This window comes from Flavobacterium cerinum (assembly GCF_024496085.1).
In the GTDB taxonomy this organism is placed as follows: Bacteria; Bacteroidota; Bacteroidia; order Flavobacteriales; family Flavobacteriaceae; genus Flavobacterium; species Flavobacterium cerinum_A.
In genome coordinates this window covers 1,423,570-1,450,310 of sequence record NZ_CP101751.1, presented here as the reverse complement: position 1 = coordinate 1,450,310, position 26,741 = coordinate 1,423,570, and the positions used below count along the sequence as shown (strand labels likewise).

21 protein-coding genes and 1 riboswitch are annotated in these 26,741 nt (G+C 38.4%); of the genes, 5 read left to right on the top strand and 16 right to left on the bottom strand.

Annotated elements, in window-relative coordinates; translation table 11 throughout:
- Positions 1 to 6: 6 nt before the first annotated feature.
- The 10 genes from NOX80_RS06375 to NOX80_RS06330 form a co-directional block, all read right to left on the bottom strand.
- Entirely contained in the window at positions 7 to 1,101 is a 1,095-nt protein-coding gene (locus tag NOX80_RS06375; protein WP_256552476.1) for an acyloxyacyl hydrolase, read from the bottom strand.
- 116 nt (positions 1,102 to 1,217) lie between these two features.
- Entirely contained in the window at positions 1,218 to 2,174 is a 957-nt protein-coding gene (gene metF / locus NOX80_RS06370; protein WP_256552475.1) for a methylenetetrahydrofolate reductase [NAD(P)H], read from the bottom strand.
- 23 nt (positions 2,175 to 2,197) lie between these two features.
- Positions 2,198 to 4,879, bottom strand: a complete 2,682-nt coding sequence (gene metH, locus NOX80_RS06365; protein ID WP_256552474.1) for a methionine synthase — start codon at positions 4,877 to 4,879, stop codon at positions 2,198 to 2,200.
- Positions 4,880 to 4,887: 8 nt separating this feature from the next.
- Positions 4,888 to 5,880: a homocysteine S-methyltransferase family protein gene (locus tag NOX80_RS06360; protein WP_256552473.1), complete on the bottom strand. Its 993-nt coding sequence runs from the start codon at positions 5,878 to 5,880 to the stop codon at positions 4,888 to 4,890.
- 154 nt (positions 5,881 to 6,034) lie between these two features.
- Positions 6,035 to 6,156: riboswitch (SAM riboswitch) on the bottom strand.
- Positions 6,157 to 6,228: 72 nt separating this feature from the next.
- A complete protein-coding gene (locus tag NOX80_RS06355) occupies positions 6,229 to 7,401 on the bottom strand; it encodes a trans-sulfuration enzyme family protein (protein WP_256552472.1) in 1,173 nt (390 codons plus the stop codon).
- Positions 7,402 to 7,432: 31 nt separating this feature from the next.
- The gene (gene thrA / locus NOX80_RS06350; protein WP_256552471.1) at positions 7,433 to 9,844 is read right to left on the bottom strand and encodes a bifunctional aspartate kinase/homoserine dehydrogenase I; all 2,412 of its coding nucleotides are present in this window, start codon (positions 9,842 to 9,844) and stop codon (positions 7,433 to 7,435) included.
- Positions 9,841 to 10,833: an alpha/beta fold hydrolase gene (locus NOX80_RS06345; RefSeq protein WP_256552470.1), complete on the bottom strand. Its 993-nt coding sequence runs from the start codon at positions 10,831 to 10,833 to the stop codon at positions 9,841 to 9,843. Before NOX80_RS06345 ends, thrA begins: the two co-directional genes overlap by 4 nt.
- A 99-nt stretch (positions 10,834 to 10,932) precedes the next feature.
- A complete protein-coding gene (locus NOX80_RS06340) occupies positions 10,933 to 11,391 on the bottom strand; it encodes an OsmC family protein (RefSeq protein WP_256552469.1) in 459 nt (152 codons plus the stop codon).
- Positions 11,388 to 12,686, bottom strand: a complete 1,299-nt coding sequence (locus NOX80_RS06335; RefSeq protein WP_256552468.1) for an O-acetylhomoserine aminocarboxypropyltransferase/cysteine synthase family protein — start codon at positions 12,684 to 12,686, stop codon at positions 11,388 to 11,390. The genes NOX80_RS06340 and NOX80_RS06335 overlap by 4 nt, the downstream gene beginning before the upstream one ends.
- A 566-nt stretch (positions 12,687 to 13,252) precedes the next feature.
- The gene (locus NOX80_RS06330) at positions 13,253 to 14,236 is read right to left on the bottom strand and encodes a T9SS-dependent choice-of-anchor J family protein (RefSeq protein WP_256552467.1); all 984 of its coding nucleotides are present in this window, start codon (positions 14,234 to 14,236) and stop codon (positions 13,253 to 13,255) included.
- Between the two features lie 488 nt (positions 14,237 to 14,724).
- Here NOX80_RS06330 and metK point away from each other — a divergent pair, with 488 nt between their 5' ends.
- The gene (metK, locus tag NOX80_RS06325; RefSeq protein WP_256552466.1) at positions 14,725 to 15,975 is read left to right on the top strand and encodes a methionine adenosyltransferase; all 1,251 of its coding nucleotides are present in this window, start codon (positions 14,725 to 14,727) and stop codon (positions 15,973 to 15,975) included.
- Positions 15,976 to 16,040: 65 nt separating this feature from the next.
- Here the strand turns inward: metK and NOX80_RS06320 are convergent, their stop codons facing one another.
- Both NOX80_RS06320 and NOX80_RS06315 read right to left on the bottom strand, forming a co-directional pair.
- Entirely contained in the window at positions 16,041 to 18,752 is a 2,712-nt protein-coding gene (locus NOX80_RS06320; protein WP_256552465.1) for a TonB-dependent receptor, read from the bottom strand.
- Between the two features lie 126 nt (positions 18,753 to 18,878).
- On the bottom strand, positions 18,879 to 19,706 hold the full coding sequence (locus tag NOX80_RS06315) for a GLPGLI family protein (protein WP_256552464.1): 828 nt from the start codon (positions 19,704 to 19,706) through the stop codon (positions 18,879 to 18,881).
- 120 nt (positions 19,707 to 19,826) lie between these two features.
- Here NOX80_RS06315 and NOX80_RS06310 point away from each other — a divergent pair, with 120 nt between their 5' ends.
- Together NOX80_RS06310 and NOX80_RS06305 are read left to right on the top strand one after the other, a co-directional pair.
- Positions 19,827 to 21,233, top strand: a complete 1,407-nt coding sequence (locus NOX80_RS06310) for a sensor histidine kinase (RefSeq protein WP_256552463.1) — start codon at positions 19,827 to 19,829, stop codon at positions 21,231 to 21,233.
- Positions 21,226 to 21,903: a response regulator transcription factor gene (locus tag NOX80_RS06305; protein WP_256552462.1), complete on the top strand. Its 678-nt coding sequence runs from the start codon at positions 21,226 to 21,228 to the stop codon at positions 21,901 to 21,903. Before NOX80_RS06310 ends, NOX80_RS06305 begins: the two co-directional genes overlap by 8 nt.
- Positions 21,904 to 21,906: 3 nt before the next feature.
- On the opposite strand, the gene NOX80_RS06300 is transcribed toward NOX80_RS06305, so the two are convergent.
- Positions 21,907 to 22,782: a GLPGLI family protein gene (locus tag NOX80_RS06300; RefSeq protein ID WP_256552461.1), complete on the bottom strand. Its 876-nt coding sequence runs from the start codon at positions 22,780 to 22,782 to the stop codon at positions 21,907 to 21,909.
- A gap of 119 nt (positions 22,783 to 22,901) precedes the next feature.
- Between NOX80_RS06300 and NOX80_RS06295 the strand changes: the two genes are divergently transcribed.
- The gene (locus NOX80_RS06295; RefSeq protein WP_256552460.1) at positions 22,902 to 23,696 is read left to right on the top strand and encodes a hypothetical protein; all 795 of its coding nucleotides are present in this window, start codon (positions 22,902 to 22,904) and stop codon (positions 23,694 to 23,696) included.
- Entirely contained in the window at positions 23,696 to 24,310 is a 615-nt protein-coding gene (locus NOX80_RS06290) for a deoxynucleoside kinase (protein WP_256552459.1), read from the top strand. Before NOX80_RS06295 ends, NOX80_RS06290 begins: the two co-directional genes overlap by 1 nt.
- Before the next feature lie 18 nt (positions 24,311 to 24,328).
- Here NOX80_RS06290 and NOX80_RS06285 read toward each other — a convergent pair whose 3' ends face one another.
- The 3 genes from NOX80_RS06285 to NOX80_RS06275 form a co-directional block, all read right to left on the bottom strand.
- Positions 24,329 to 25,003 carry a copper homeostasis protein CutC gene (locus tag NOX80_RS06285; RefSeq protein WP_256552458.1) on the bottom strand — a complete coding sequence of 225 codons (675 nt, stop codon included), beginning with the start codon at positions 25,001 to 25,003 and terminating at the stop codon, positions 24,329 to 24,331.
- Between the two features lies 1 nt (position 25,004).
- Entirely contained in the window at positions 25,005 to 26,003 is a 999-nt protein-coding gene (locus tag NOX80_RS06280) for an isoaspartyl peptidase/L-asparaginase family protein (RefSeq protein ID WP_256552457.1), read from the bottom strand.
- Between the two features lie 140 nt (positions 26,004 to 26,143).
- Positions 26,144 to 26,677 carry an inorganic diphosphatase gene (locus tag NOX80_RS06275; RefSeq protein WP_256552456.1) on the bottom strand — a complete coding sequence of 178 codons (534 nt, stop codon included), beginning with the start codon at positions 26,675 to 26,677 and terminating at the stop codon, positions 26,144 to 26,146.
- Positions 26,678 to 26,741 lie beyond the last annotated feature (64 nt).

Below are 26,741 nucleotides of genomic sequence, written 5' to 3'. Positions count from 1 at the left end.
TCATTTTTACAATCGGATTCCAAGACCAAATTCGAGTGCTTCGGCTTTGGCAGCATGTGTTTTTAAACTGAAAGCACCGAATACCTGATCGGTGATATAATATTTGAGTCCTACTCTTTGGTATAATGTCCCGTTGATTTTTGCCGGGTTATAGACATAACACCCTAGTTGGGTTTCTAAACTGATTTTATTGATAAAAAGCTCGTGTCCGATAAATACTCCGGCTCTTTTATAATCGACATCCGGATCACTGTTTTTCTCATAATAAGCAATAGCCATATAGCGGATGTATTCTTTCAGGTACAACGACCAGAAAAAATCACCTCCAAACTGAAGGGCACTTTTTTTACTGATCCGTTTATCTACATGACCCGAGAGTACATAAAACGGATATTGTCCGCTTCCGATTACATCACTTTCATTAACACCGCTTCTAAAAACAACGTTATAACGTAACGGTTCGGTAAAACGCGTTGTATCTTTTTTAGTTATATAATCCGGTTCCTGTTCGTTGAAGTTATAATTTAATCCGACTGTAAAAGCCATTGTATTCGTACTCGTGTTCGGGGCTTTTATATTGGCATTGGAATGATGAACCAATACTAATCCGGTCTGAAAACCGAGTCCTTTCCAAATCTTTTGCTTCTGATAGTTCAGCATAAAATAAGTCGAAGGCATCAATCGGGTACTATAGGCAAAATTTCTAAAATTATGTTCCTTATCATACGGATTGGTACTATACGCGATGCCTTGTCCGATTCTGAATTGCAGATTTCGCTTCAGAAAATAAAAGTTATAATGGCCGTATAATCCGTAAAGATCACCCAATGTTTCATTTTTATTACCCTGATACTGAAAAGACAAACCATAATCCGGAAAATTGTATTCCGATTGCCAGTTGGCATTACCATACGTTTTTCGGTTCAGACTTAAGAAAACGCCTTCCGGATGGGTTGTAATAAGGTGTTTTATCGTATTGTTATGCGGCAGGATATTACCGTAAAAATAATTGGCTTCAACAAAATAGTTTTTCTCCTTTACATTTTGAGCAAACGCAAAACCGGGGAAAAATAATAGGACTAAAAAAAAACAATATCTCATTTTGTATTCGGCAAACAGACAAATATAAAAAAATAAGAATATACTCATCCATCTACAGCAAATGATTCTTCTTGCTTTATACCTGACAGGTTTGTAAAACCTGTCAGGTAAGCCCCTTAAAATACTGTTTCGGCTATTTTTCGGATACTTTCAGAGCGTCCCATTGAATAGTAATGCAGTACCGGAATTCCGGCCTGGATCAATTCCCGGCTTTGCGCGATGCACCATTCGATCCCGATTTCTTTTACCGCATCGTTATCTTCTGCTTTGACGATCTCTTTCACCAGATCATCCGGTAAATCCACTTTAAAACGATGGGGTATCTGATTTAGCTGTTTTTTTGTGGAAATCGGTTTTAATCCCGGAATAATCGGAACCGTGATTCCTTCTCTTCTGCATTTATCCACAAAATCGAAAAATTTACGGTTATCAAAAAACATTTGTGTGATAATATAATCCGCTCCGTTTTTAATTTTTTGTTTCAAGAAATGAATATCGCTGTCAAGGCTAGGTGCTTCCATATGCTTTTCAGGATATCCGGCTACGCCAATGCAAAAATTGGTATTATTAGTGTTCTGTAAATCCGCATCGAGATAAATCCCTTTATTCAGATTACTGATTTGCGTTACCAATTCGCTGGCATAATGATTCCCTTCTTTTTCCGGTTTAAAATAGATTTCGCTTTTTACAGCATCACCGCGTAGGGCAACTACATTATCAATCCCGAGGAAGTCCATATCAATCAGGAAATTTTCAGTATCCTCTTTTGTAAAACCACCACATAAGATATGAGGAATCGCATCTACCTGATATTTATTCTGGATGGCTGAACAAATACCGACAGTACCCGGTCGTTTTTTAACGATTTTCTTTTCCAGTAATCCGCTTGGTAATTCCTTGTATTCGTATTCTTCCCGGTGATAGGTCACATCGATAAACGGCGGTTTAAATTCCATCAGCGGTTCGATATTATCAAAAATGCACTGAATATTTTGTCCTTTAAGTGGCGGCAGTATTTCAAAAGAGAACAATGACTTTCCTTCCGCATTGGCTATATGTTGGGTAACTTTCATTTTAGATACTTATTTTCGTTTTGTTAATCGGCTATATTAGGATTAAGCCATTTTTCGGCATATTCATAGGTTACATTACGGCGTTGTGCATAATCCCGGACCTGATCTTCTTTTATTTTCCCGAGTCCGAAATATTTACTTTCCGGGTTTCCGAAATAATATCCGGAAACCGAAGATGCCGGCCACATTGCCAGACTTTCCGTTAATCTGACTCCGATTTTCGTTTCCACATCCAATAGTTTCCAGATGGTGTTTTTTTCCAGGTGATCGGGACAAGCCGGATAGCCCGGAGCCGGTCGGATTCCTTTATATTTTTCCGAAATCAGTTCGTCATTATTCAATGTTTCATCGACTGCATAGCCCCAGATTTCTTTACGTATCTTTTCATGCAGGTATTCGGCAAATGCTTCTGCAAACCGGTCGCCTAATGCTTTAATCATAATCGCGTTATAATCGTCATGAGCCGCTTCAAATTCCGCTGCCTTTTCATCAACTCCAAAGCCGGTTGTGACACAGAAAGCACCAATATAATCCTGTTTTCCACTGGTTTTAGGTGCAATAAAATCCGACAATGCAATATTAGGAGCTCCTTTCGTTTTTTGCGATTGTTGTCTTAATGTCAGGAATGTTTCCAGTAATTTTCCGTTAGTATCATATACTTCAATATCATCATCGTTAACCTGATTCGCCGGAAAAATTCCGTAAATTCCCTTTGCTTCCAGCCAATTTTCCGCAATAAGCTGATGCAGCATTTTCCGCGCATCCTGAAACAATATCGCAGCCTGTTCGCCCACAATTTCATCCTGTAAAATATCCGGATATTTTCCGTGCAAATCCCAGGTTCTGAAAAATGGTGTCCAATCGATATAATCGACTAATTCTTCCAGAGCAACAGTAATTGTATGCACTCCGGTTGTATTGGGTTGTTGCGGAGTAAATGCATTCCAGTCCAATTGTCGTTTATTTTTACGCGCTTCGGCAATGGTCAGGAAATTTTTATCCCGCGACCGGTTTAAAAAACCTTCCCTTAATTCGTCATATTCCGAGCGTATCGTTTTCGCATAATTGGTTTTCAGATTTTCATTAATCAGATTTCCGGCTACCGTTACTGCTCTCGAAGCATCATTAACATGAACAACCGTTTCCGAGTATTCCGGTGCAATTTTTACAGCCGTGTGTGCACGGGAAGTTGTTGCACCGCCAATCATCAACGGAATTTTAATATTGAGTTTATCCATTTCTTTGGCCAGGTAAACCATTTCATCCAGCGATGGTGTTATCAATCCGCTTAATCCGATAATATCGACCTGTTCTTTAATTGCCGTTTCGATGATTTTTTCAGGCGGCACCATTACTCCTAAATCGATAATTTCAAAATTATTACAACCCAATACTACCGATACAATGTTTTTCCCGATATCATGTACATCTCCTTTAACCGTTGCCATTAGTATCTTTCCGGCTGAACGGGAGGCGCCTCCTTTTCCGGCTTCGATAAACGGCAATAAATAAGCTACCGCTTTTTTCATTACCCTTGCCGATTTCACCACTTGTGGCAGAAACATTTTTCCGCTTCCGAAAAGATCCCCTACGACATTCATACCGGACATCAGATTGATCTCGATTACTTCGATCGGTTTAGCCGCCTGTAAGCGAGCTTCTTCCACATCAAGTTCTACAAATTCATCGATTCCTTTAACCAAAGCATGCGTAAGCCGTTCCTGAACTGTTCCGTTTCGCCATTCCTGATTTTGTTTTTCGATTGCTTTAACATCACCTTTTACATTTTCAGCAAAAGTCAGTAAACGTTCCGTTGCATCATCCCGACGATCGAGCAATACATCTTCAACATGTTCCAGTAAATCTTTTGGAATTTCATCGTATACTTCCAGCATTTCAGGGTTTACAATTCCCATAGACATGCCGTGTTGAATAGCGTGATACAGAAATGCGGAATGCATTGCTTCCCGAACTCTGTCGTTACCGCGGAATGAAAAGGAAACATTACTCACTCCTCCGCTCACATTCGTATACGGCAAATTTTCCCGGATCCACTTTGTAGCCAGGAAAAAGTCGAGGGCATTCCGGCGGTGTTCTTCCATTCCGGTTGCTACGGGAAATATATTGGGATCAAAAATGATATCTTCGGCCGGGAAACCCACCTGATCTACCAGAATATCATAGGAACGCTTACAAATTTCAATACGACGTTGATAGTTATCCGCCTGGCCGACCTCATCAAAGGCCATTACAATTACGGCGGCTCCGTATCGTTTAATCAGTTTTGCATGATGTACAAAAGTCGCTTCTCCTTCCTTTAAGCTAATCGAATTTACGACGCATTTTCCCTGTGCCACCTTTAATCCGGCTTCTATGATTTCCCATTTGGAACTATCAATCATCACCGGAACCCTTGATATATCCGGTTCGGAAGCTACCAGGTTTAAAAATTTGGTCATCGCGGCAACTCCATCCAGCATCCCTTCATCCATATTGATGTCGATAATCTGTGCGCCACCTTCAACCTGAGCTCTTGCGATGTCGAGTGCTTCCTCGTATTTTTCTTCTTTAATCAGTCTTAAAAATTTTCGGGATCCGGTAACATTCGTCCGTTCTCCTACATTCACGAAAATACTTTCCGGCGTTATTATCAACGGTTCTAATCCTGATAGTCGCAAGTATTTTTTACAGTCTGCTTCAGCCATTTTCCTTTCTATTCTAAAATTCTGGGTTGGTATTCTTTTGCCACTTCGGCAATCAAACGTATATGCTCCGGAGTTGTTCCGCAACATCCGCCTATAATATTTATCAGGTTGTCGTCAAGGTATTCTTTGATCAGTAGTTGCATTTCTTCGGGTGTCTGATCGTATTGTCCGAAAGCATTCGGTAAACCGGCATTCGGATGCGCTGATATATTAAAAGAAGTATTATGAGCCAATCGCTTTAAATACGGTTTTAACTGATCAGCTCCCAATGCGCAATTAAACCCGACGCTTAATAACGGAATATGAGAAATTGATATCAGAAAAGCTTCAACGGTTTGTCCCGACAATGTTCTTCCCGAAGCATCGGTTATTGTACCGCTTACCATCACCGGAATATCCAGATTGCGTTCTTCCTTTACCTCATCAATGGCGAATAAAGCGGCTTTTGCATTAAGTGTATCGAAAATTGTTTCGACCAACAGAATATCACTTCCTCCGTCTATCAATGCTTCCACCTGTTGTTTATAGGCAATCCGTAAATCATCGAACGTTACTGCCCGAAATCCGGGATCATTTACATCGGGCGACATACTTGCCGTACGATTTGTAGGTCCGATTGAACCGGCTACAAATCTTGGTTTTTCCGGGTTTTGTGCGGTAAATTCATCGGCAACTTCTCTTGCGATTTTAGCCGATTCGTAATTGAGCTCGTATACCAGATCTTCCAGATGATAATCGGCCATACCGATTGTAGTACCGGAAAAGGTATTTGTTTCCACGATATCAGCACCGGCTTCAAAATACTGTGCATGAATTTCACGGATAGCTTGCGGTTGTGTAATCGACAACAAGTCGTTATTCCCTTTTAGCGGATGCGGAAAATCTTTAAAGCGTTCACTTCTGAAATCTTCCTCAGAGAAATTGTACCGTTGTAACATGGTTCCCATTGCTCCGTCAAGAATCAATATTCTGTTGCTCAGGGCTTCCTTAATCTTTGACATCTTTTAGTTTTTTTAGTTTCCGCCAAAGTCAATATGAAAAGTTATTTTAAATGATAACAACTAATTCAACATACTGCTTTAGCAATTTGTCGTTCTGAAAATTCTGTAAAATGTTATCTGTAAAAGGGAGTGTGAATACCCGAAAAAGTATTCTTTGTTATCTATCCTGAAAAAACTAAACTTAGTCGTTTCGGGTAGAATGTAGCACCTTCTTTAAAGTGTAAAGGGTTGCTAAGGCTTCAACGGGTCTATTCCCTCTGCCTTTCGTGATAACATTTCAGTCTGTATAAGAACACTGCAAAATAACGCAATTGTTTTATACGAACCAAATTTCTGTTCTGATTTCGTTTACGACAGTGCTTGTTCGAGGTCGGCGATAATATCATTTACGCTTTCCAATCCGGCCGAAATCCGAACCAATCCATCGGTTATACTTACTGCTAAACGTTCCTGTTCGGTTAGTTTACTATGTGTTGTGGAAGCCGGATGTGTTACGATAGTACGGGTATCTCCTAAATTTGCCGATAACGAACACAAACGGATTTTATCCAGAAATTGGCGACCGGCTGTTATACCGCCTTTAATTTCAAAAGCAACGATATTTCCGCCCAAACGCATTTGTTTTTTTGCAACTTCATACTGCGGATGTGATTTCAGAAACGGATATTTAACCGTTTGTACTTTCGGATGTTCTTCTAAAAAACGGGCTATTTTTTCTGCATTTTCACAATGTTTTTCTACCCGAACAGGTAATGTTTCCAGACTTTTCGATAAGATCCAGGCATTAAACGGAGACAACGCCGGTCCGGTATTTCGGGCAAAGAGATAAATTTCCCGTATTAAATCTTCCTTTCCAACGGTAACACCGCCTAATACTCTTCCCTGTCCGTCAATTAACTTGGTTGCCGAATGAACCACCAAATCCGCACCGAAAGCAATAGGATTCTGGATATAGGGTGTCGCAAAACAATTGTCGACAATTAGAATCAGGTTGTGTTTTTTAGCAATTTTTCCCAGGTATTCCAGATCCAGAATATCGACTGCGGGATTGGTTGGTGATTCGGCAAAAAGTATTTTGGTATTGGGTTGAATATAATTTTCAATCGTTTCCGGTTGGTTGGTATTAAAATAGCTGGTTGTGATATTCCATTTCGGAAAATATTTAGTAAAAAGTGTATGGGTCGAACCGAACACACTACTTGCCGACACGATATGATCACCGGAATTTAAAAGAGCGGCGAAGGTTGCATATACTGCTGCCATTCCCGTTGCAAAAGCATAACCGGACTCGGCTCCTTCCATTTTACACATCTTATCAACGAATTCACTGGTATTCGGATTGGTAAAACGGCTATAAATATTTCGGTCTTTTTCCTCTGCGAAAGAAGCTCTCATATCTTCCGCATCTTCAAAAATAAAACTGGAAGTCAGGTATAACGGCACTGAATGTTCCAGATATTGACTTCGTTCTGCCTGAGTTCGGATGGCCTGCGTTTCGAACCCATATTCTAAGTTGCTCATATTATTGTATGTTTTGTTGTTCTGAATTATTTTATTTCTTTTCGGATAATCGTAAGATATCTCCAAAAACACCTCTTGCGGTAACAGAAGCTCCGGCTCCGGCTCCTTGAATAATTATCGGTTGATCACCATAGGAATCGGTATAGATTTCAAAAATCGAATCCGAACCTTTTAACTGACCTAATGCCGAATTACCCGGAACCGAAACCAGTTTTACATCGAGATTTCCTTTTTCTTGTTGTAAATCCCCTGACAATTCCCCGATATAACGTAGCACATGTCCCGGTTGCTGGTTTTCTTTAACCGATTGATAAAGCGCATCCAATTCCGTTAACCGACTTAAAAAAGTCTGAGCATCACCACCGCGTAATCCTTCCGGAATCAGGTTTTGTACTTTAATTTCTTCAAATTCATTTTTCAGATCCAATTCCCTCGCAAGGATCAATAATTTTCGGGCGACATCATTTCCGCTAAGATCTTCCCGCGGATCCGGTTCGGTAAAACCTTTATCTACCGCTTCCTGTAATACCTGACTAAACGGTCTGTCTTCAACCGAAAAATGGTTAAACAGGTAGCTTAACGTTCCGGAAAAGACACCTTTAATCTTTGTAATATTCTCACCGGAAAGGTGTAATAATTTAATGGTATCGATTAACGGTAATCCCGCTCCCACATTTGTTTCATACAAATAGGTCTTTTGATTTTCAGCTAATACTTTTCGTAATTTCTCATAAAAATCATATCCGACTGTATTGGCTATTTTATTCGATGAGATCAGATCAAAGCTATTCTCGGCTAATGGAATATAATGTTCTATAAAATCGGCACTAGCTGTATTGTCAATAGCAATCAGGTTTTCCAAATGATGTTCATTAGCATAATCAATCACATCATCCACACTGTATAATTTTCCGGTTTGTTCCAGTTGTTCTTTCCAGTCGGTTGCAATTCCCGATTTATTCAGTAGTACTTTTCTGGAATTTCCGATCGCAAAAATGTTGAGTTTTATTCCTTTTACTTTTTCGATATTTTCGGCAGAAGCCAGAATCTGGTCGATTAATGTTCCGCCAACCCATCCGTGTCCGAAAACAGCGATATTGATTTTTTTAGCTACGCCGAAGATTTCTCCGTGGATTACATTTAATGCCTTATGGGTTTGTGATTTCTGAACGACAAGGCTTACATTCTTTCCGGTCACAGTATTATTAAACAATATCGGAACGATTTTATTTCGGATTAAAGCCGTGTACGGTTTATGGAACGTACTCAAATCCTGACCGATAATTGAAATCACCGCAACATCATCCGTAGCTGAAATCTTACTGACATCCTTATTGTAAAAATCGTTTTCAAATTCTCTTTCGAGTCCGACGATTGCTTTGGTTGCTTTATCCGCAGCGACTACAATTCCGATACCTCTTTCAGACGATCCCTGAGAAATAATGCTCACACTGATATCATTTTCAGCCATAACTCTGAATATTCGGGCATCGATTCCTGTTCTTCCCAGCAATCCTCTTCCTTCGAGATTGATCAAAGCGACATTATCCATTACAGAGAGTGTTTTGATTCCTTCGTTATCCGATACAGCAGTAATTAGTGTTCCTTTATTAGTATGATTAAACGTATTTAGTACCCGAAGCGGGATATTTTTCTCAATAAGCGGTACAATGGTTTTAGCGTGTAGTATTGTCGCTCCGAAGTTGGCCAGTTCATTTGCTTCATTAAATGACAGTCGGTCAATTTTTTTGGCATCTTTTACCAGATCCGGGTTAGCGGTATAAATACCATCTACATGGGTATAATTTTGTAATTCCTCAGCTTCGAGGTAGTTTGCAATTAATGAGGCGGTATAATTGCTTCCGTTACGGCCCAGTGTTGTGGTTTCGTCATTTACATTCGATCCGATGAATCCTGTGATGACATTTATTGTGGTTCCGTTATGTTGTTTGAAGTGATTGAGTATATTTTTTCGGGATGTTTGTTCCAGCGGTTGGGCATTTCCGAATTTCGTATCGGTCTTTATCAGTAATCTTGCATCAGAAAAGTTAGCATTTAGCCCTTTTTGCTGTAAGGCTTCCGTTACTACTTTCGCGGCAATCACTTCTCCTTGTGCCAGTACGCTGTCTTTAATTTTCGGACTATAATCTCCTAAAAGGGAGACACCTTCAAATAATTTGTCCAACAGAGAAAATTCATCCGACAAATCGACTTTTGAATTGCCCTGTTGTTCCTTTTTAAACGTTTCCAGTTGTTCGGTATAGGATTTGTTTTTTGAGGCAGCTTCCAGAATTTGTTCCAGTTCGTTGGTTGCGTTTCCGATGGCCGAAACTACCACTGCTATTTTTTCCTTGTTCTCTATTTTGTCCTGGATAATGCGGAGTACTTTATCAAAACCACCGTTGTAAGCCAGTGATTTTCCTCCAAATTTTAATATCTTCATTTTACTTTTTGCTTAGTTGTTATAAATATGTCACGGAGTATTCCATTTAATTGTTCAAATTCAATCAGAAAGGCATCATGCCCGTGTATGGATTGAATTTCGTGATAGTAAACGTTATTTTTCACTCGTTTCAGAATTTCGTATGTTTCCCGGTTTTGATCGGCTGTAAAAAAATAATCGCTATCTACAGCTACCAAATGAATGGCGGCATCGGTTTCTTTTGCAAACCGTAAAAAGCTACCGCAATTAGTTGATTCCCCTATGGTTTTCAATAAATGATTCATCAGCTTATACGATGCTAACCGGAATCGGTTTTTTAATTTCTCCCCATGATGCAGTAACCAACCTTCCACAAGATATTCTTCTCTGATTTTATCTTGTTCCCGATTAAATTTCCGGTTTAAGGAAAGCGGTGTCCGATAGAGTAACATGGCATGTAGCCGTGCGTCGTGAATCGGGTTTTCAGAATTGTTGAGTATTTTATCCTGTACGAGAACATTAGCAATTAACCAATCGGTGGCCTTCCAATCGGTGGCAACCGGTATCAGGTTTCTTATTTGCGTTGGTTTTAAAAAGGCCATTTCCCATGCAATTCCTCCGCCAAGACTTCCTCCGATCACAGCGAATAGTTTTTGAATGCCTAAATATTCCAATCCTTCCCAAAAAATTCTGGCAATATCTTTTGTTGTAAAGTCCGTGTAGTTAGGAATCAGCTCATCCGGATTTTGTTCATAGCCATTTCCCGGTATATTGAAAGCCAGTACGGTATAATAATCGGTATCAATAACAGCACCCGGACCAATCAGGCTTTTCCACCATCCCTTCTCTCCGGTCACCTGTGAATTGCCTGTTAATGCGTGATTCACCAGAACAACCGGTGCTGTACCTATTGGCAATCCGAAATATTGATAATACAACGGAATCCATCTTTTCACCACGGTATTTTCCAGTGCAAAATCAAACAGATCGATTTTATATAATGTACTCATCTTTACTTTTTTAAAACTGCCTCTACCATTTGCAGACGGGTAGAGGCAGTAAACAAACAAAACAACTTAATTTTCTTTTTTTGGTTTCGGATCATTCCGTTAAGACACCTGCGACTGGTTGTATTCTTTTACCAGTGTTAGCAATACTGAAGAAGTATTCAGTAAGCTGTCTCTTAGCGGGCATCTGTCTTTTACGGTATCTATCCATTGTTTTAGCAATACCAGCGGTGCATCGGTAGTTGGTTTTACAACTACTTCTATGCATTTTAATCCCGGTCTGCTATTGGTGTCCATTCCTGCGATTTTACTGGTTTCCAGTTCACCTGATATTTCTACCTGAAGTGCTTTAAGATCCAGTTTAAGCTCTCTGGCCACTATGTGTCCTACCGCATTTATGCTTCCGGCAAAACCAGCGAGTAAAAACTCAACCGGGCTTGGTCCGTTTTGGTCACCCAGGACTACATTATTACTTATTCTTACTTTGAAGTTCTCTGTTTTAACAACAAACTGATCGTTGTTTTCAACAAATCCTAATACGTTTACTATTTTGGTACTCATGACGTTACTTTTCTTTTTAATTTAACTTTTTCAAATGCTTGTTTTAAGTCGGCTTTTAAATCTTCCAGATCTTCTAAACCGACTGATAAACGGATCAAATCTTTGGTTACACCAGTTGTAATTTGTTGTTCATCCGTTAATTGCTGATGTGTGGTACTCGTCGGGTGAATAATTAAAGATTTTGAATCTCCAATATTGGCTAACAACGAGAACAATTCCGTTTCATCAGCTACTTGTCGTGCGGCATCAAATCCTCCTTTTAATCCGAAGGTTACTACTCCGTTTTGTCCTTTAGGTAAATACTGTTTGGCTAATTCATAATAGCGACTGGATGGTAATCCCGGATAATTTACCCAGGCAACTTCTTCCTGTTGTTCCAGCCATTGTGCTAATGCCAATGCATTCTCGCTGTGTTTTTTCACCCGGATATCCAGTGTTTCTAATCCCTGAATAATCTGAAAGGCGTTGAACGGACTTAATGCTGCTCCAAAATCCCGTAATCCTTCGATTCTGACTTTGGCAATAAAAGCCGCATTTCCTAATGCCTGGTGATAAATCAATCCATGGTATCCTGTTGAAGGTTCTGTAAATTCAGGGAATTTACCATTGCTCCAATCAAAATTACCGGCATCAATAATGGCTCCTCCCAGTGAGGTACCGTTTCCGGAAATGTATTTTGTTAGCGAGTGAATTACAATATTCGCTCCGTGTTCAATCGGATTCAGTAAATAAGGTGTTGCTACAGTGTTGTCCACAATAAAAGGTACCTTAAATTTTTGCGCCTGCTTTGAAATCGCTTTTAAATCCAGTACATCCAGCTTTGGATTTCCAAGACTTTCCACAAAGAATACTCTTGTATTTTCTTTCGCTGCTTTTGTGAAGTTTTCCGGATCAGACGGATCCACAAATGTTGTGGTAATTCCCAATCGCGGTAAAGTCACATTTAATAAATTATATGTTCCGCCATACAAGCTGTTGGAGGCTACAATATGATCGCCGGATCGCAACAATACTAAAAGAGTTGTAGCGATGGCTGCTGTTCCCGATGCTGTTACTACTGCTCCGATACCCCCTTCCAAAGCTGCCAGGCGTTGTTCCAGAATATCGTTAGTTGGATTATTCAAGCGGGTATAGATATATCCTGCCTCAGTAAGTCCGAATAAATTGGCAGCATGTTCGGCATTATTAAAGACATAGGATGTTGTCTGATAAATTGGTACGGCACGGGTTCCTGCGTTATTTGATACGTTATGTCCTGCGTGCAATGCGTTTGTTGAAAATTTCTGAGTGCTCATGTTTTTATTGATTTTAAGTTAGATTTTGATTTAAAAAAAAAGTCCTTTTGGCGCTTTACCAAAAGGACTTTACAGTTTGAACTATATAAACTAGACTAAGTCATTCGCTTTTGGCAATAGCAATGGGTTGCGTACATCGACATACACATCATTCGTTTCATAATCATCTTTACGCTTGCTGTTGCTTTCATTTTTTTAATTCCTATTTTCTGATTCTTACTGTTTTGTTTTTTTTAAATAAAAAAAGCCCCTGCTTTTGGCAGGGGCTTTAGTACTATATTTTAAATTTGAAATTTCAAAATTAAGCAATGGTATCCCCTGCGGAACTTTTCCACATCATAATACACATATTTCGCTTAATTGATTTCATCTCTATTTTCTATTTGATGGGGCAAAGTTGAAAACTTATTTTGGAATAACCAAACCAAAAAACAAATTTTAACATTTTTATTTTTCCTACGCAGTTCCCTAAATACTACGTATTTAGAATTAAGTGATGGAAAACAGTCTTCTCATTTGTTTTTATTTCCTTTCCTTTTTTCACCTTTTCAAGCTTATAAAAATAGTTATTTTTTCAGAAATCGAGAGGTTACTATACCCTCGTTTGTATCTATTGAAACAAAATACATTCCGGCCTTTAAATCCATAATATTGACCTGAAATTCCGTTAGTTTTTGCAGGGTTACCGATTTTACGATTCGCCCGGACAAATCCGTAATCTGAAGGCTGTTTATTATCATTTCTTTTTTAGCAGCAATATTTAACACCTCATTCGCCGGATTCGGAAATATTGAGAAATTTTCAGCGAAGAAATCAGTTGTTCCCAACGCGCCTTCATCAGCAGTTGTCACTTTAAAATCATCCACCATAAAGAAAAGCTTCTCACTTGATAAACAATTAATAGCAACTCTGATTGTTTGATTCGCATAGGCATCTAGATTAAATGTTTTTTGTTCCCAATCATTAAACGGAGCTAGTAGCGGTTGTTCATAGCTACCCGCAATCACGTCATAACCATATGGATTTTGCCAGGAGAACACAGGAACTCCCTCCGGATACACTGCTACAGTATAACTTTCTAATCCGTAGGCATCTGAAAGTGATTTTACCCAAAAGCTGACTTCATTACCCGAGGCTCCCAGTGTGATTTCGGGGCTTATTAACCAGTCGTCACTAAATTTCAAATAAGGATTAAATTCTGACGGAATACCTCGCCATGAACCGGCATATTTTTCACCGGATTTGGGATCAAAATTCCTTGTGGGATTTGTAGTCAGATGAGCAACTCCGGCTGCCGTCGGATTAAAAATCATAAAGCCCATGGGCTCTCCTCTGCCCTCCCACATTATTCCATCGGTACCCGTATAGCTCATTAATCCATCTTTATCGTGAACTATCCAGTCCCCAATCTTCATTGTACTACCATCAGGTAAAGCAAAGTCATCATAAGACTCAAAATCATCTTCAAAAAGAATTCTTGTCCCGGATGTTTGTGCATTGACCACTATTGAAAAAAGCAATGTAACTGTAAAAAATAATTTTATTTTCATTTAGACTAAATTTAAATTAATTCACCAAAATTTCCCTTTTACCGTCAATCAATCAATATTTAGAACTGTTTGTCAGTGATTATAAACCATTTTTACAACAATGCATAAAAAAACTGTCCTCACAAGAAGAGTAGCTTTACTATTTTACCGTTATTCATTATACTTCATTTTTTAAGAGTATTATTTTTTTAAGAGTTATAATGCGTTCAACACAAGAATTCTATCACAGAACCTAACAATTACGTAATTGCAAAATTTTCGTTTTCACATTTTTTACCAATCCTGTTATTTTTTTTTGCTTTTTTTCTTTATTAAGAACGAAGTCTTTCATAAATTTGCAAACAAAAATTTCAAGAGGAAAAATTTGAACTGATTGCAACCTCTTACCGATTCCAACAATCGGTATTAAAAAAATGCTAAAGCAGTACTTACTTCTTTAGGCATTTCCTGCAATATTTTTTCCTCGCTTAATTATAAAAATTAAACTTATGGCTTATTTATTTACGTCAGAATCAGTAAGTGAGGGACATCCGGATAAGATTGCCGATCAAATTTCTGATGCATTAATTGATAATTTTTTAGCTTTCGATCCGGAATCGAAAGTAGCATGTGAAACATTAGTTACTACCGGACAGGTAATTCTTGCCGGTGAAGTAAAATCTAAAATTTACCTGGATGTACAGCAGATTGCCCGTGAGGTGATCAAAAAAATCGGTTATACCAAAAGTGAATATATGTTCGAAGCCAACTCTTGTGGCGTTTTATCAGCTATTCACGAACAATCACAAGATATCAACCAGGGTGTTGACCGATCTAACAAGGAAGATCAGGGTGCCGGTGACCAGGGAATGATGTTTGGTTATGCAACAAACGAAACCGAAGATTATATGCCATTGGCTTTAAATCTTTCGCACAAATTATTACAGGAACTTTCTGCATTGCGAAGAGAGAATAACGAAATCACATATTTACGCCCCGATGCTAAGTCTCAGGTAACGTTAGAATACGACAATAACAACAAACCGGTGCGTATTGATGCTATTGTAATTTCTACACAACATGATGATTTTGATGAAGAAGCAACGATGTTAGCAAAAATCAAAAAAGATATTATCGAAATTTTGATTCCGCGTATCATTGCAAAGAATCCTCAATATGCACATCTATTCAACGAAAGAATCGAGTACCACATTAACCCGACCGGAAAATTCGTTATCGGAGGACCTCACGGTGACACCGGATTAACGGGAAGAAAAATCATTGTAGATACTTATGGCGGAAAAGGAGCTCACGGTGGTGGTGCTTTCTCCGGAAAAGATCCGAGTAAAGTAGACCGTAGTGCGGCTTATGCTACCCGTCATATCGCTAAAAACCTGGTAGCTGCCGGTATTGCCGATGAAATTCTGGTTCAGGTTTCTTATGCAATCGGTGTAGCAAAACCAATGGGTATTTACATTAATACTTACGGTACGTCAAAGGTAAATCTGACTGACGGTGAAATTGCGAAAAAAGTAGAGAGCATCTTCGACATGCGTCCTTACTTTATCGAACAACGTTTAAAATTAAGAAATCCTATTTACAGCGAAACTGCTGCTTACGGACACATGGGAAGAACACCGGAAACGGTAACTAAAACCTTTATTGCTCCGGGCGGAAAAGAAAAAACCGTTACTGTAGAATTGTTTACCTGGGAGAAACTGGATTACGTAGACGCTATCAAAGAAGCTTTCGGCTTATAATCGGAGCCTTATATAACAAAACAGCCTGCAATTGCAGGCTGTTTCTTTTTAATAACGATTCGTTTTTATAGATTGTATTTTAAAGAGAATATAATATATCGCGGTTGTACCAGATATTGTGAAAAGCTACTGGAACCGCCTAACTGATTAAAACTACTATCATTTAATGATGTTGTATTCAAAAGGTTCGTCGCTGAAACTTTGTATTCCCATTTACTATCCTTTTTTTGATAAGTCAGACTTGCATTCAAAAAATCATATTCGTTATCGATTGTATTGGCTTTATTTCGGTTGTGATAAAAAGTATAATCCGATGTAAATGAAAAAGCATCAAGAAAATAATACTCCAATGTTACCGAAGGACTATCGACAAAGAAGGTATCACTAAAGAAATCGTTTTTGGTGAATCCGTAGCCCAACTCAATATTCGGTAATTTCTTGAAATTGGTTGAAAATTTCACGTTATAATTCTGCGTATACGAATCGGTTGTCTGGGTTTCTTCTACGTTATTCTGAAATACCCGGATATTGTTGTTTTTACTCCAACTGAAATTTCCGCCGATCGATGCTTTATAATAGCGAAGAAAAGAACGCCCGTAATTTGCATTGGCCGTAAAACTTTCATCTGCAAAAGCCGAATTCATATTCACTGAAGACGACACCTGATTTACACCGTCAAAAAGGGCTTTCGATTTAATCGCATCTGTTTGTCGGGTATAGGTAATATTGGCAAAAATATTTTCAAAGTTAAACATGTTGTATTTAAAATAACGCAAACTATGTACTTGCGACAACGAGCTTTCCAATGTACGATTACCACTGAATAAACTGTTATAATTGGAAAACACATAACCTTCCGCTAATTTGGCGATGTCCGTAAAGTTATTCGTCAGGGAGAAATTATACGTCAGCGTTTCTGATTTTTTAATTTGATACAGCGCATAAAAATCCGGTAACACGCGTACAAAATTGTTTTTAAACTCGGTTTGCAACTGTTCGTTATTCATCGTATAGTTATGCAGACTGAATCCCGGATTAAACGTAAACTTCCCGGTTATAAATTTATAATGCAATCCCAAAAACACATCGTTAAATGTATAATCCACATTATTATTGTTCTGCGGATCGTTCAGGTCATTTGTATTACCGTTATCCAGAATCTGGAAAATATGAGAATTAAAATTCTGATTGGAATACGTATTTCCTATCGTTACATTGATATTACTTTTTGGCGTTACCATATAGTAATAATCAAACTTCGCATCTAATTTATTTGTTTTCACAAAACGGTTTTGCGTCAGATCATTACGATTTTGTCCGATCACATATCCCGGTAACTGAAACGGTTGTAATTGCAGATTTGCATTATAAAAAGGATCTTCTTCCTGATACAAATGTTGCATTTCAAAAGCAAAAACATTCTTATTATTTAAAGTATAATAGTAATTCAGGTTTTGACTTATTGAAAACGGTTTTTGCTTTTTATTGGTATAAATATCATCCAATAAACTCGAATAAACACTATTGGTTTCTTTTTGATCGGATACCTTAATAAAAGCATCGTAATCAAAATGCACTTTATCCGACGGCACATAACTTGAACTTAGTTTAAACAGCCCCAAATTGGTTTTCTGGCGTGTCAGATCCTGGCGTTCTTCAGTAATCGTTGCCGTAGTTCCGTCCGGTAAGTTATCCGTTCGCACCGTTCTGGAATTCGTTTCCAAATCGGTTTTACTGGCGGAGAAAATTCCGAATCCGCTAAGTGTCCACGCTTTGGATGGGTTATAACTAAAGTTTGCCGCTCCGAATTTGGTATCGATTTCTTTTGCCCGATTATTACGAAGTCCTAAAATGGCCAGGTCGTTTGAAGAAACATTAAATGACGTTCCGCCTTTTCGCATCATGTTTTTAAATCCGCCTGAAAACTTAAAATAGTCCTGCATCGTTAACGGCAATTCTCCTATATTATTCAGATTACCGATTACATTAACGCTGTACTTCGGATTGTAATAAAACAATTTCGGATTCACAATATGGCGATCTTCCTCATGTCCGACACCAATTCCGGCCATCATTTCCCCAAACCAGAAATTTTTCTTTCCTTCTTTTAATTTGATGTTCAGCGCTACATTCTCTTCGTTGTTTTCCAGTCCTTTTAAATTGGACACTTCATTATAATTCCGCAATACCTGAATCTTATCCAAAGCATCAGCCGGTATATTTTTTGTCGCAATTTTAGTATCACCGTCAAAAAAGTCTTTTCCTTCCACCATTACTTTCTGGACTTTTTTACCTTCTACCTCAATTTCACCATCGGCATTCACCTCAACACCCGGTAGTTTTTTCAGCACATCGCCTAATTTCCGTTCTGTTCCGTTTTTAAACGAATCGGCATTATAGACAATGGTATCGCCTTTTATGGTAACCGGCATTTCTTTTACAATCTGCACGCCTTGTAAATCAATCCCTTCATGCAGGCTTATCGTTTTACTCATATTCGTTGCCCCCGTTTTCAGATCGGCTTCATAAGCCGAATAGCCTACGTAACTGGCTTTAATCGTATAATTAGTATTGGCTTTTAAAGACATCTGAAACTTTCCCGCATCATTTGTGATCGCATAGGCATCCATGGCTTTTGTTTCTTTATTGATCGCCATGATATTAGCCATTTCCAACGGTGCTCCCAAAGTATCTTTAATAACGCCTTCATAGCGGATATTCTGGGCATAACCGGCCAATGACAACAGACAAAATAGTAGGTGTAAATATTTCTTCATTATACTGATTTTACTTTCCTTTTGAGTTTATACTATTCTAAGACTTCAAAAAATGAATTTGGTTCAATCTTTATAGACGTTTTTTTTTATTTTTTGTTACGAAAACAATGCATTATTATTTCAATATTATCCGCCGATTCGAATAACCGTTTTCCCTTTTTCATTTTTCGACACTTCAAAAGTCTCTTCTGCTTTTTTACGCAGTATCGTATCATATTCATTTTGCGTTACTACTTTTCCTTTTGTAGGTTCTTTAATTTGTGTTTTTTCTTTTGGATTCAGCACAATTTTAGAGCACAAAATAGTCGTATTCCCGTCGCTTACCTCGAGAATTAATCCCGGCAATCCCCAATAATCATCCGGTCCCTGACTTACCGGAATATCCGGCGTATACCAAGCTGTAACACGAACTTCCTTCGGTTCTGTTTCTTCAAGATTTAAAACCGATTTTTTATCTTTAGGCTTCGGTTCTGCTATTTTATTCCGAATCGCTGTCGCTTTATAACAGGTATAATCGCCAATCATTTTCGTTTCGGAACTCATTTCCCACTTCCAATCGGTCAACGCATCCTTAATCAAAAATTCTTTTCCGAATATTTCATTTTCATCGACATAGCGTTTCTCTTTTACATTTTTATACAAATTTCCCCCTCTGGTAGAAACGCGCACCCGAACACCCGATCCGGCATCGGCCAACGGACTTTCCAGTTTCTCTTCTTCCTTATAAAGCGAAGTTGTTTTATCAAAATCCAGCACAAAGGTTTTCTCCATATTCTTTTTCATTTGCTCGAGAATTCGCTGCTGTATTTCCGGTGTCATACTATTGCCTTCCACTTTTAGCTTCGACATATCACGTTTGGATTCATAAACCGCTTTACCGCTAAATTGCTGCTGTGCCTGAACGCTTCCAATGCTCCACAAAAGAAGTGCTCCCCATAAAATACTTTTTTTCATCGTGTTTTTTTATTAATTTCCTGATACAAATGTATTTGAGCAAGCTTTAACAGGAACGTAATGAATGTTAACGTGTGTTAACGCTAAAAAAGATATCCCGGCAGTTATTACTTTTGAATCATGAAATCATTTTTCCGGAACCATATCGTTTACTGGATCACCTTTACAATTCTTATCACTGTAGGGATTCAAATCTATTGGAATATTACCAGCTACCGGACGAATAAACAAAATTTGATCAATACAATTCAGATCGCTTTAGATAATGGTATTGACAGTTATTACAGTGAAAAAGCCAAATCGAATATTACTTATCGCGATACGATAAATTTGCCTGATCCATCTGATTTACCTGTTCCCGGTGATGTAAAAAACATACGCGTATACCGGACAAAGGTCCAGGCTGATTCCTCCAAACCGAAACACAAAAAAGTCCTTATTAAATATTCCTCCGACGAACCCAACCCATCCGTTTCGGAGATCAAAAACATACAGGTATTAGCCCAAAAAATCATTATTGCCGTACGTCAGGACAGTATTGACTTACCCAAAATTGCGAACTATCTCGATCGTGAGTTTAGCCGTAAGCAACTTGATATGGATTACGCATTATTATACACACGAAATCATCGGACGGTATCGGAATATCAAAATCCCGGAGATAAAAAATATAGTTTTACTACAGCTTCTAAATCAACTTATTTACCACAGGACGGTAAACTGGAATTATTTTTCCCTGATATTTTTTTTAAAACCCTAAAAGAAGGTCTTGCCGGTATACTCTTATCCTTGATTTTATCATTGTGTATTGTTTTTTCTCTTTTCTATCTGCTGTATATTATCCGCCAACAAAAACAGCTCGCTATTATTAAAAATGATTTTATCAGTAATGTATCACACGAGCTCAAAACGCCGATTGCCGTTGTAACCAGTGCACTTGAAGGAATAGAAAAATTCAACACCGAGAATGAGCCGGAGAAAACAAAGAAATACCTGGCAATATCCAATCAGCATTTAGCGAAACTACATCAGATTGTAGAGAAAATTTTGGAAACTTCCTTTTTAGAAAGTGATCAATTACAATTGCGACGGGAATCGGTCAACTTAAATGAATTAACTCAAAACATACTTGAAAAGATACAGATCAAAACCGAAAAGAGTATTTCTCTAAAGACGACGAATCCGGAAATTCTAATTTATGTTGATGTTTTTCATTTTGAAAATGTGATCACCAATCTGATTGACAATGCTATTAAATACGGTGGTGATCAAATCATATTAACACTTACGGAAGAAAGCGGAAAAACCAGCATTACCGTTAGTGACAACGGCTCCGGGATAGACAAATCCCAACGCGCGAAAATTTTCGATAAGTTTTACCGGATTCCCAGTAACAACCGACATGATCAAAAAGGTTTCGGAATCGGATTGTATTATGCCCGTAATATTATTCTAAAACACGGCGGAACACTTGAACTGATTTCGGATGAAATAACCACATTTAAAATCACAATTCCACATGAGTAAAATCAATTTATTACTGGCTGAAGACGAAGAAACACTGGGTCTGATTATCAAGGAAAGTCTGGAAACCCGTGATTTTAAAGTAACGCATTGCATAAATGGTGAAGATGCATACCGAGCGTTTATAAACGAAAGGCCCGATGCTGTTGTTTTGGACATTATGATGCCTAAAAAAGATGGTTTTACACTGGCTCAGGAAATCCGAAAAACAGATAAAACGATACCGTTGCTTTTTTTAAGTGCAAAATCGCAGGTTCAGGATGTGGTAGACGGATTTAATCACGGCGGAAACGACTACATAAAAAAGCCGTTTAGCATGGAAGAGTTGATCGTTCGGATTCATGCTCTATTGGGACGTATAGCTCAACATACTACGGAAGATCAAAATCGTATCGGTTCTTACGATTTTAATTTCAACAAACAAATCTTATCCCATAAGGAGACGGTTTATTCTTTGACTCATCGGGAAGCATTGGTCTTAAAACTGCTGTTGGAAAACCGAAATGAAATTCTTGACAAATCGGCTGCATTACTCCACATATGGGGTAAAGATGATTTTTTTAACGGTCGGAGTATGGATGTTTTTATTTCAAAACTGCGTAAAAAATTAGCCTCCGACCCTTCCATTCAAATCATCAATGTAAGAGGCAGAGGCTATAAACTTATTGGTTAGTGATTAACGGCCCATTCGCATTTGCATACGACCCGGACCTTGTCCGCCGTTCATTTCACGCATTTCTTCCATTTTTTTCACCACGATTTCATCGTATTCTTTTTGTTTAACGACTTTACCGTTTTTAGAAGCTTTTATCTCTACTTTGTCTTTCGAATTCATTACCACTTTAGAACATACAATCACCGTACGACCATCGTTAACTTCCAGGATTAGCCCCGGTAATCCCCAATAACTTTCCGGTCCCTGACTTACCGGAATATCCGGTGTATACCACGCTGTTATTGTAATTTCTTTCGGCATTTCGAAATCATCCATAAAATTGGTTGTTTTCTCTTTTTTAGCCTCTTCTTTTTTAGCGCCCTCTTTTTTTCTTCTGAAATTACGGAAATCCGATTGGCTTACCGGTTTTATTGCTGTGGCTTTAAAACAATTGTAATCCCCGATTTTTTTAGTTTCACCTTCCAGTTTCCATTCCAGTTTCGCTAAAGAATCGTTGATCAAAAACTCTTTACCCATAAATTCTTTATCTACGGTATAGGTTTTATCTTTTATATTTTTAAAAAACGTTCCTCCGGCTCCCATCATCGAATTCATCATTCTTCCGCCAGGTCCCTGTTGTCCGGGCGCATCCAGCTTTTCTTCCTCTTTATAAATGGAAGTCGATTTATCGAAATTCAGCACAAATGTTTTTTCCAGCATTTTTCTCATACGTTCCTGAATCATTTTCTGCATTTCAGGTGTAATTCCATTCCCTTCCATCTTAAACTCAGGAGCTGTGGTTTTGGATTCATAGACGGCCATTCCTTGAAAACCCTGGGCCATAGCGGTGATAGCAAAACCTAAAAATGCTATCCCTGTTAGTATTGTTTTTTTCATCTTGTTGTTTTTGTTTGGCTTTTTTGAATAAGACTTTTAAATCTGCTTTTTGTTACAAAGCAAGATCAATTTTACATAGGACTCTTTACTTTATAAAAGGTTTATTTGTAATTTGCAGCATGATGCAAAAAATTGTTTTTTCCCTCTGTTTGTTGGTCAGTCTTCACATCTGTTCCCAAACCAAAGACATCAGTCCGGTTTTTCTTTCGTCGGAACAAATGGAAGGCGACTTCTTTATCGGCAATGATCCGTTTGGCAGTACTTATACCATCAAAGAAAATGAATTTCGGAAAACAAACCGCAATCAGCAATTCCAATATCGCAATCTTGCTTTCGGAGCCATTCGTCAGGTTGACCTCCAAAATCCGTTACAAATCGTTCTTTATTATAAAGTATTTAATGCTGTCGTATTATTAGACAATCAATTAAACGAAACACAGAAGATCAATTTTTCTGAAACCAATCCGGAGTTATTTCCGCAGGCTGTTAGTCTTGCTTCTCAGAATCGCTTGTGGCTGTTTGATCTGAATTCACAAAAACTGGGTTTATACGACATATTTAAAAACACTTTTAGTCCGATTTCAACCCCGATCAAAGATGCCATACAGCAGTATCAATCGGATTACAATTATTTTTACTGGGTTGACATCCGTAATAATTGCTATGTTTCCAGTATTTTCGGAAAAATAAGCTATCTGGGGCAGTTACCCGCATTTGACAATCTGCAATTTATTTCGCCTACCCGAATTCTTTTTCAAAAAGACAACCGCTTGTTTCTTTATGACTTAGAAAATGCCGTTACGATAAATATCCAACTCCCCGAAAAAAGCATCAAAAGTTTTTATTATAAAGAGCAAATTTTAGCTACTTTTACCAATAACGAAATCAGAAATTATAAAATTAATTTACCATAATGCATATAGCTGTAGCAGGAAACATTGGTGCCGGAAAAACAACATTAACCCGCCTTTTGGCAAAACATTTTAAGTGGGAACCGCATTTTGAAGATGTAGTGGACAATCCTTACTTAGATGATTTTTACCATCAGATGGATCGTTGGTCTTTTAACCTGCAAATTTACTTCCTGAATAGTCGTTTCCGACAAGTGCTTCAAATTCGCCAAAGCGGAAAAAAGATTATACAGGACAGAACCATATATGAAGATGCCCATATTTTTGCCCCCAATTTACATGCAATGGGTTTAATGACGAATCGTGACTTCAGTAATTATACTTCCCTTTTTGAATTAATGGAAGGTTTAGTTGCTCCTCCGGATTTATTGATTTACTTACGCAGCTCAATTCCGAATCTGGTTTCTCAGATTCACAAAAGAGGACGGGAATATGAAAATACAATCTCTATTGATTATTTAAGCCGACTGAACGAACGTTATGAAGCCTGGATTCAGACCTACACGAAAGGCAAATTATTGATCATTGATGTAGACAATATCAATTTCGTAGACAATCCGGAAGATTTAGGAAACATTATCAACCGAATAGACGCCGAGATTAACGGTTTATTTTAAAAAACAAACCTGTCCGTTTTAAAAATCGGACAGGTTTTTTCTTAATGCTTTAACCTCTTCAAGTGATGCAATTCCTGTAGCATCCGTTATCGCTGAAGAATGATAAAATGCGGCATTCGTTCGCGTTGCAATCCTATAGCTATTAGCAGATCGCAAGCCGCCTCCGGGCATAATTATAATTCGTTTTCCGGCATAGGCAACCAGTTCCATTAGTGTTCGTTCACCTTCGTCTACATTTGCATAACCACCGGATGTCAGGATAGTCGTAAAGCCGCAAGCCACTAAGTCATCAATTCCCTTTTCCAAATCTGCAATTTCATCAAAAGCTCTATGAAAAGTACATGGTAACGGAGCGGCCAAACGAACCAGTTCGGTATTTATGCTTTTATCAACTTCATCTTTTTGATTCAGGATTCCGAAAACAAAACCGGTTACACCAAGCGACTTCATTTCTATAATATCCGCTTTCATCTGCTCCAGCTCTTTTTCGTTATAACAAAAATCGCCGCCACGCGGACGAATCATTACATATAAATCAATTGTTAACCGATCGCGTGCTTCCCGAACCGTTTCAATATCAGGTGTAGTTCCTCCTAAGTGTTGCTCTTTACACAGTTCAATTCTATTCGCTCCGCCTTGTTCTGCAATTATTGCCGATTCCAGATTAAAGCAGGCTATTTCCAGTTGTTTCATCTTATTTTAAAAAGTAATTAGCATCCAGTAAAACATTTCCGGTTTCATCGTATTTCGCATAGCTAAAACCACTCTGAACACAATAAGCACCATGTTCTCCTTTTTTATTAAGCGCAATAAATCCGACCTGAATATCTTTTAAATTTTTATTTCTGTTTTTTGTCAGCTTTACAATTCTATCCACCGCTTCCTCACAGGCTTTTTGCGGTGATCTTCCCTGACGCATCAATTCCACTACCAAATGACAACCGGCGATACGGATAACTTCTTCCCCATGTCCGGTCGCAGTAGCAGCACCGATTTCATTATCCACATACAATCCGGCTCCGATAATCGGAGAATCGCCAACCCGTCCATGCATTTTATACGCCATTCCACTTGTTGTACAAGCTCCGGAAAGATTGCCTTGCATATCCAACGCAATCATTCCGATCGTATCATGATTTTCGATATTTACAACCGGTTTATAATCGCTGTTTTGCAGCCATTCCCGCCATTCTTTTTCTGAAGTTTCCGTCAACAGATTTTCCTTTTTATGCCCCTGTAATAGTGCAAACTGCAATGCACCTTCTCCAACTAACATCACATGCGGTGTTTTTTCCATTACAGCTCTTGCTACGGTAATCGGATGTTTGATATGTTCCAGACAGGCAACCGAACCGATATTAGAAAATTCGTCCATAATACAGGCATCCAGCGTCACGCGTCCGTCCCGATCCGGACGTCCGCCATAACCGACACTTCTTTCTTTCGGATCGGCTTCAGGAATCCGTACTCCGGCTTCAACCGCATCAAGCGCTCTTCCTTTATTTTTCAGAATTTCCCAGGCAGCTGCATTGGCCGGTATACCAAAACTCCAGGTTGACAATACAATCGGTTTTTTTACTTTTCCCGTTGTCGCAAAAGCAGTATCCGGTTCTTCTTTTTTTCCAAAAGCATTCAACGCTACGGCAACCGAGGCGATAGCTGTTGTCTTAATAAAGTTTCTTCTGTTTGCCATACCTGTTCGAATAACGTTTATAATCTATAGTCCTTAAACAATAAAACACAAGCCTGAATATGACAATCTGCTTGTGTTTTACTGTGATAAAGTTACATAAATTCCATAAAAAAAGCCCTATTTAGAATAGGGCTTTTGAATTATAATTTAATGGAATAGCTATCTTTTTTAGCCTGATCCAATTCCTGGAATCGTTTTGCGCATTCTTCGATCATAGCGTGTGCTTCTTTCACATCACCCCAACCTTGCACATCCACTTTTTTATTTTCAAGATCTTTATATACCTGGAAGAAATGTTCAATTTCCTGTACAGTATGAACATTAATATCCGTGATATCGTTTAATTTGTTCATGATCGGATCCGATACCGGTACACAAACGATTTTCTCATCCGGTCCTTTATCATCCGCCATTTTAAAAACAGCGATTGGTTTTACCTCAACCAAACATCCCGGAACAGATGGCTCCGTGAATAATACCAAAACATCAAGCGGATCTCCGTCCAAAGCTAAAGTTTCAGGAATAAATCCGTAATCTGCCGGGTAAAACATGGCAGAATATAACATTCTGTCAAAACGGATTCTCTTTTGTTCAAAGTCGTATTCGTATTTATTTCTGCTTCCTCTTGGGATTTCGATAAACGCATCGAATGATTCAATATTAAGTGTACTCATTTTTATACTTTTTGTTCTAAATTAAGCGACTGCAAAGGTATAATAAAATTGATTTTTCACAAGT

What these genes read in the sequence shown, in the direction of transcription:
- NOX80_RS06375 (WP_256552476.1), bottom strand. Translation starts at nt 1,101, where the DNA reads ATGAGATATTGTTTTTTTTTAGTCCTATTATTTTTCCCCGGTTTTGCG.
- metF (WP_256552475.1), bottom strand. Translation starts at nt 2,174, where the DNA reads ATGAAAGTTACCCAACATATAGCCAATGCGGAAGGAAAGTCATTGTTC.
- metH (WP_256552474.1), bottom strand. Translation starts at nt 4,879, where the DNA reads ATGGCTGAAGCAGACTGTAAAAAATACTTGCGACTATCAGGATTAGAA.
- NOX80_RS06360 (WP_256552473.1), bottom strand. Translation starts at nt 5,880, where the DNA reads ATGTCAAAGATTAAGGAAGCCCTGAGCAACAGAATATTGATTCTTGAC.
- NOX80_RS06355 (WP_256552472.1), bottom strand. Translation starts at nt 7,401, where the DNA reads ATGAGCAACTTAGAATATGGGTTCGAAACGCAGGCCATCCGAACTCAG.
- thrA (WP_256552471.1), bottom strand. Translation starts at nt 9,844, where the DNA reads ATGAAGATATTAAAATTTGGAGGAAAATCACTGGCTTACAACGGTGGT.
- NOX80_RS06345 (WP_256552470.1), bottom strand. Translation starts at nt 10,833, where the DNA reads ATGAGTACATTATATAAAATCGATCTGTTTGATTTTGCACTGGAAAAT.
- NOX80_RS06340 (WP_256552469.1), bottom strand. Translation starts at nt 11,391, where the DNA reads ATGAGTACCAAAATAGTAAACGTATTAGGATTTGTTGAAAACAACGAT.
- NOX80_RS06335 (WP_256552468.1), bottom strand. Translation starts at nt 12,686, where the DNA reads ATGAGCACTCAGAAATTTTCAACAAACGCATTGCACGCAGGACATAAC.
- NOX80_RS06330 (WP_256552467.1), bottom strand. Translation starts at nt 14,236, where the DNA reads ATGAAAATAAAATTATTTTTTACAGTTACATTGCTTTTTTCAATAGTG.
- metK (WP_256552466.1), top strand. Translation starts at nt 14,725, where the DNA reads ATGGCTTATTTATTTACGTCAGAATCAGTAAGTGAGGGACATCCGGAT.
- NOX80_RS06320 (WP_256552465.1), bottom strand. Translation starts at nt 18,752, where the DNA reads ATGAAGAAATATTTACACCTACTATTTTGTCTGTTGTCATTGGCCGGT.
- NOX80_RS06315 (WP_256552464.1), bottom strand. Translation starts at nt 19,706, where the DNA reads ATGAAAAAAAGTATTTTATGGGGAGCACTTCTTTTGTGGAGCATTGGA.
- NOX80_RS06310 (WP_256552463.1), top strand. Translation starts at nt 19,827, where the DNA reads ATGAAATCATTTTTCCGGAACCATATCGTTTACTGGATCACCTTTACA.
- NOX80_RS06305 (WP_256552462.1), top strand. Translation starts at nt 21,226, where the DNA reads ATGAGTAAAATCAATTTATTACTGGCTGAAGACGAAGAAACACTGGGT.
- NOX80_RS06300 (WP_256552461.1), bottom strand. Translation starts at nt 22,782, where the DNA reads ATGAAAAAAACAATACTAACAGGGATAGCATTTTTAGGTTTTGCTATC.
- NOX80_RS06295 (WP_256552460.1), top strand. Translation starts at nt 22,902, where the DNA reads ATGATGCAAAAAATTGTTTTTTCCCTCTGTTTGTTGGTCAGTCTTCAC.
- NOX80_RS06290 (WP_256552459.1), top strand. Translation starts at nt 23,696, where the DNA reads ATGCATATAGCTGTAGCAGGAAACATTGGTGCCGGAAAAACAACATTA.
- NOX80_RS06285 (WP_256552458.1), bottom strand. Translation starts at nt 25,003, where the DNA reads ATGAAACAACTGGAAATAGCCTGCTTTAATCTGGAATCGGCAATAATT.
- NOX80_RS06280 (WP_256552457.1), bottom strand. Translation starts at nt 26,003, where the DNA reads ATGGCAAACAGAAGAAACTTTATTAAGACAACAGCTATCGCCTCGGTT.
- NOX80_RS06275 (WP_256552456.1), bottom strand. Translation starts at nt 26,677, where the DNA reads ATGAGTACACTTAATATTGAATCATTCGATGCGTTTATCGAAATCCCA.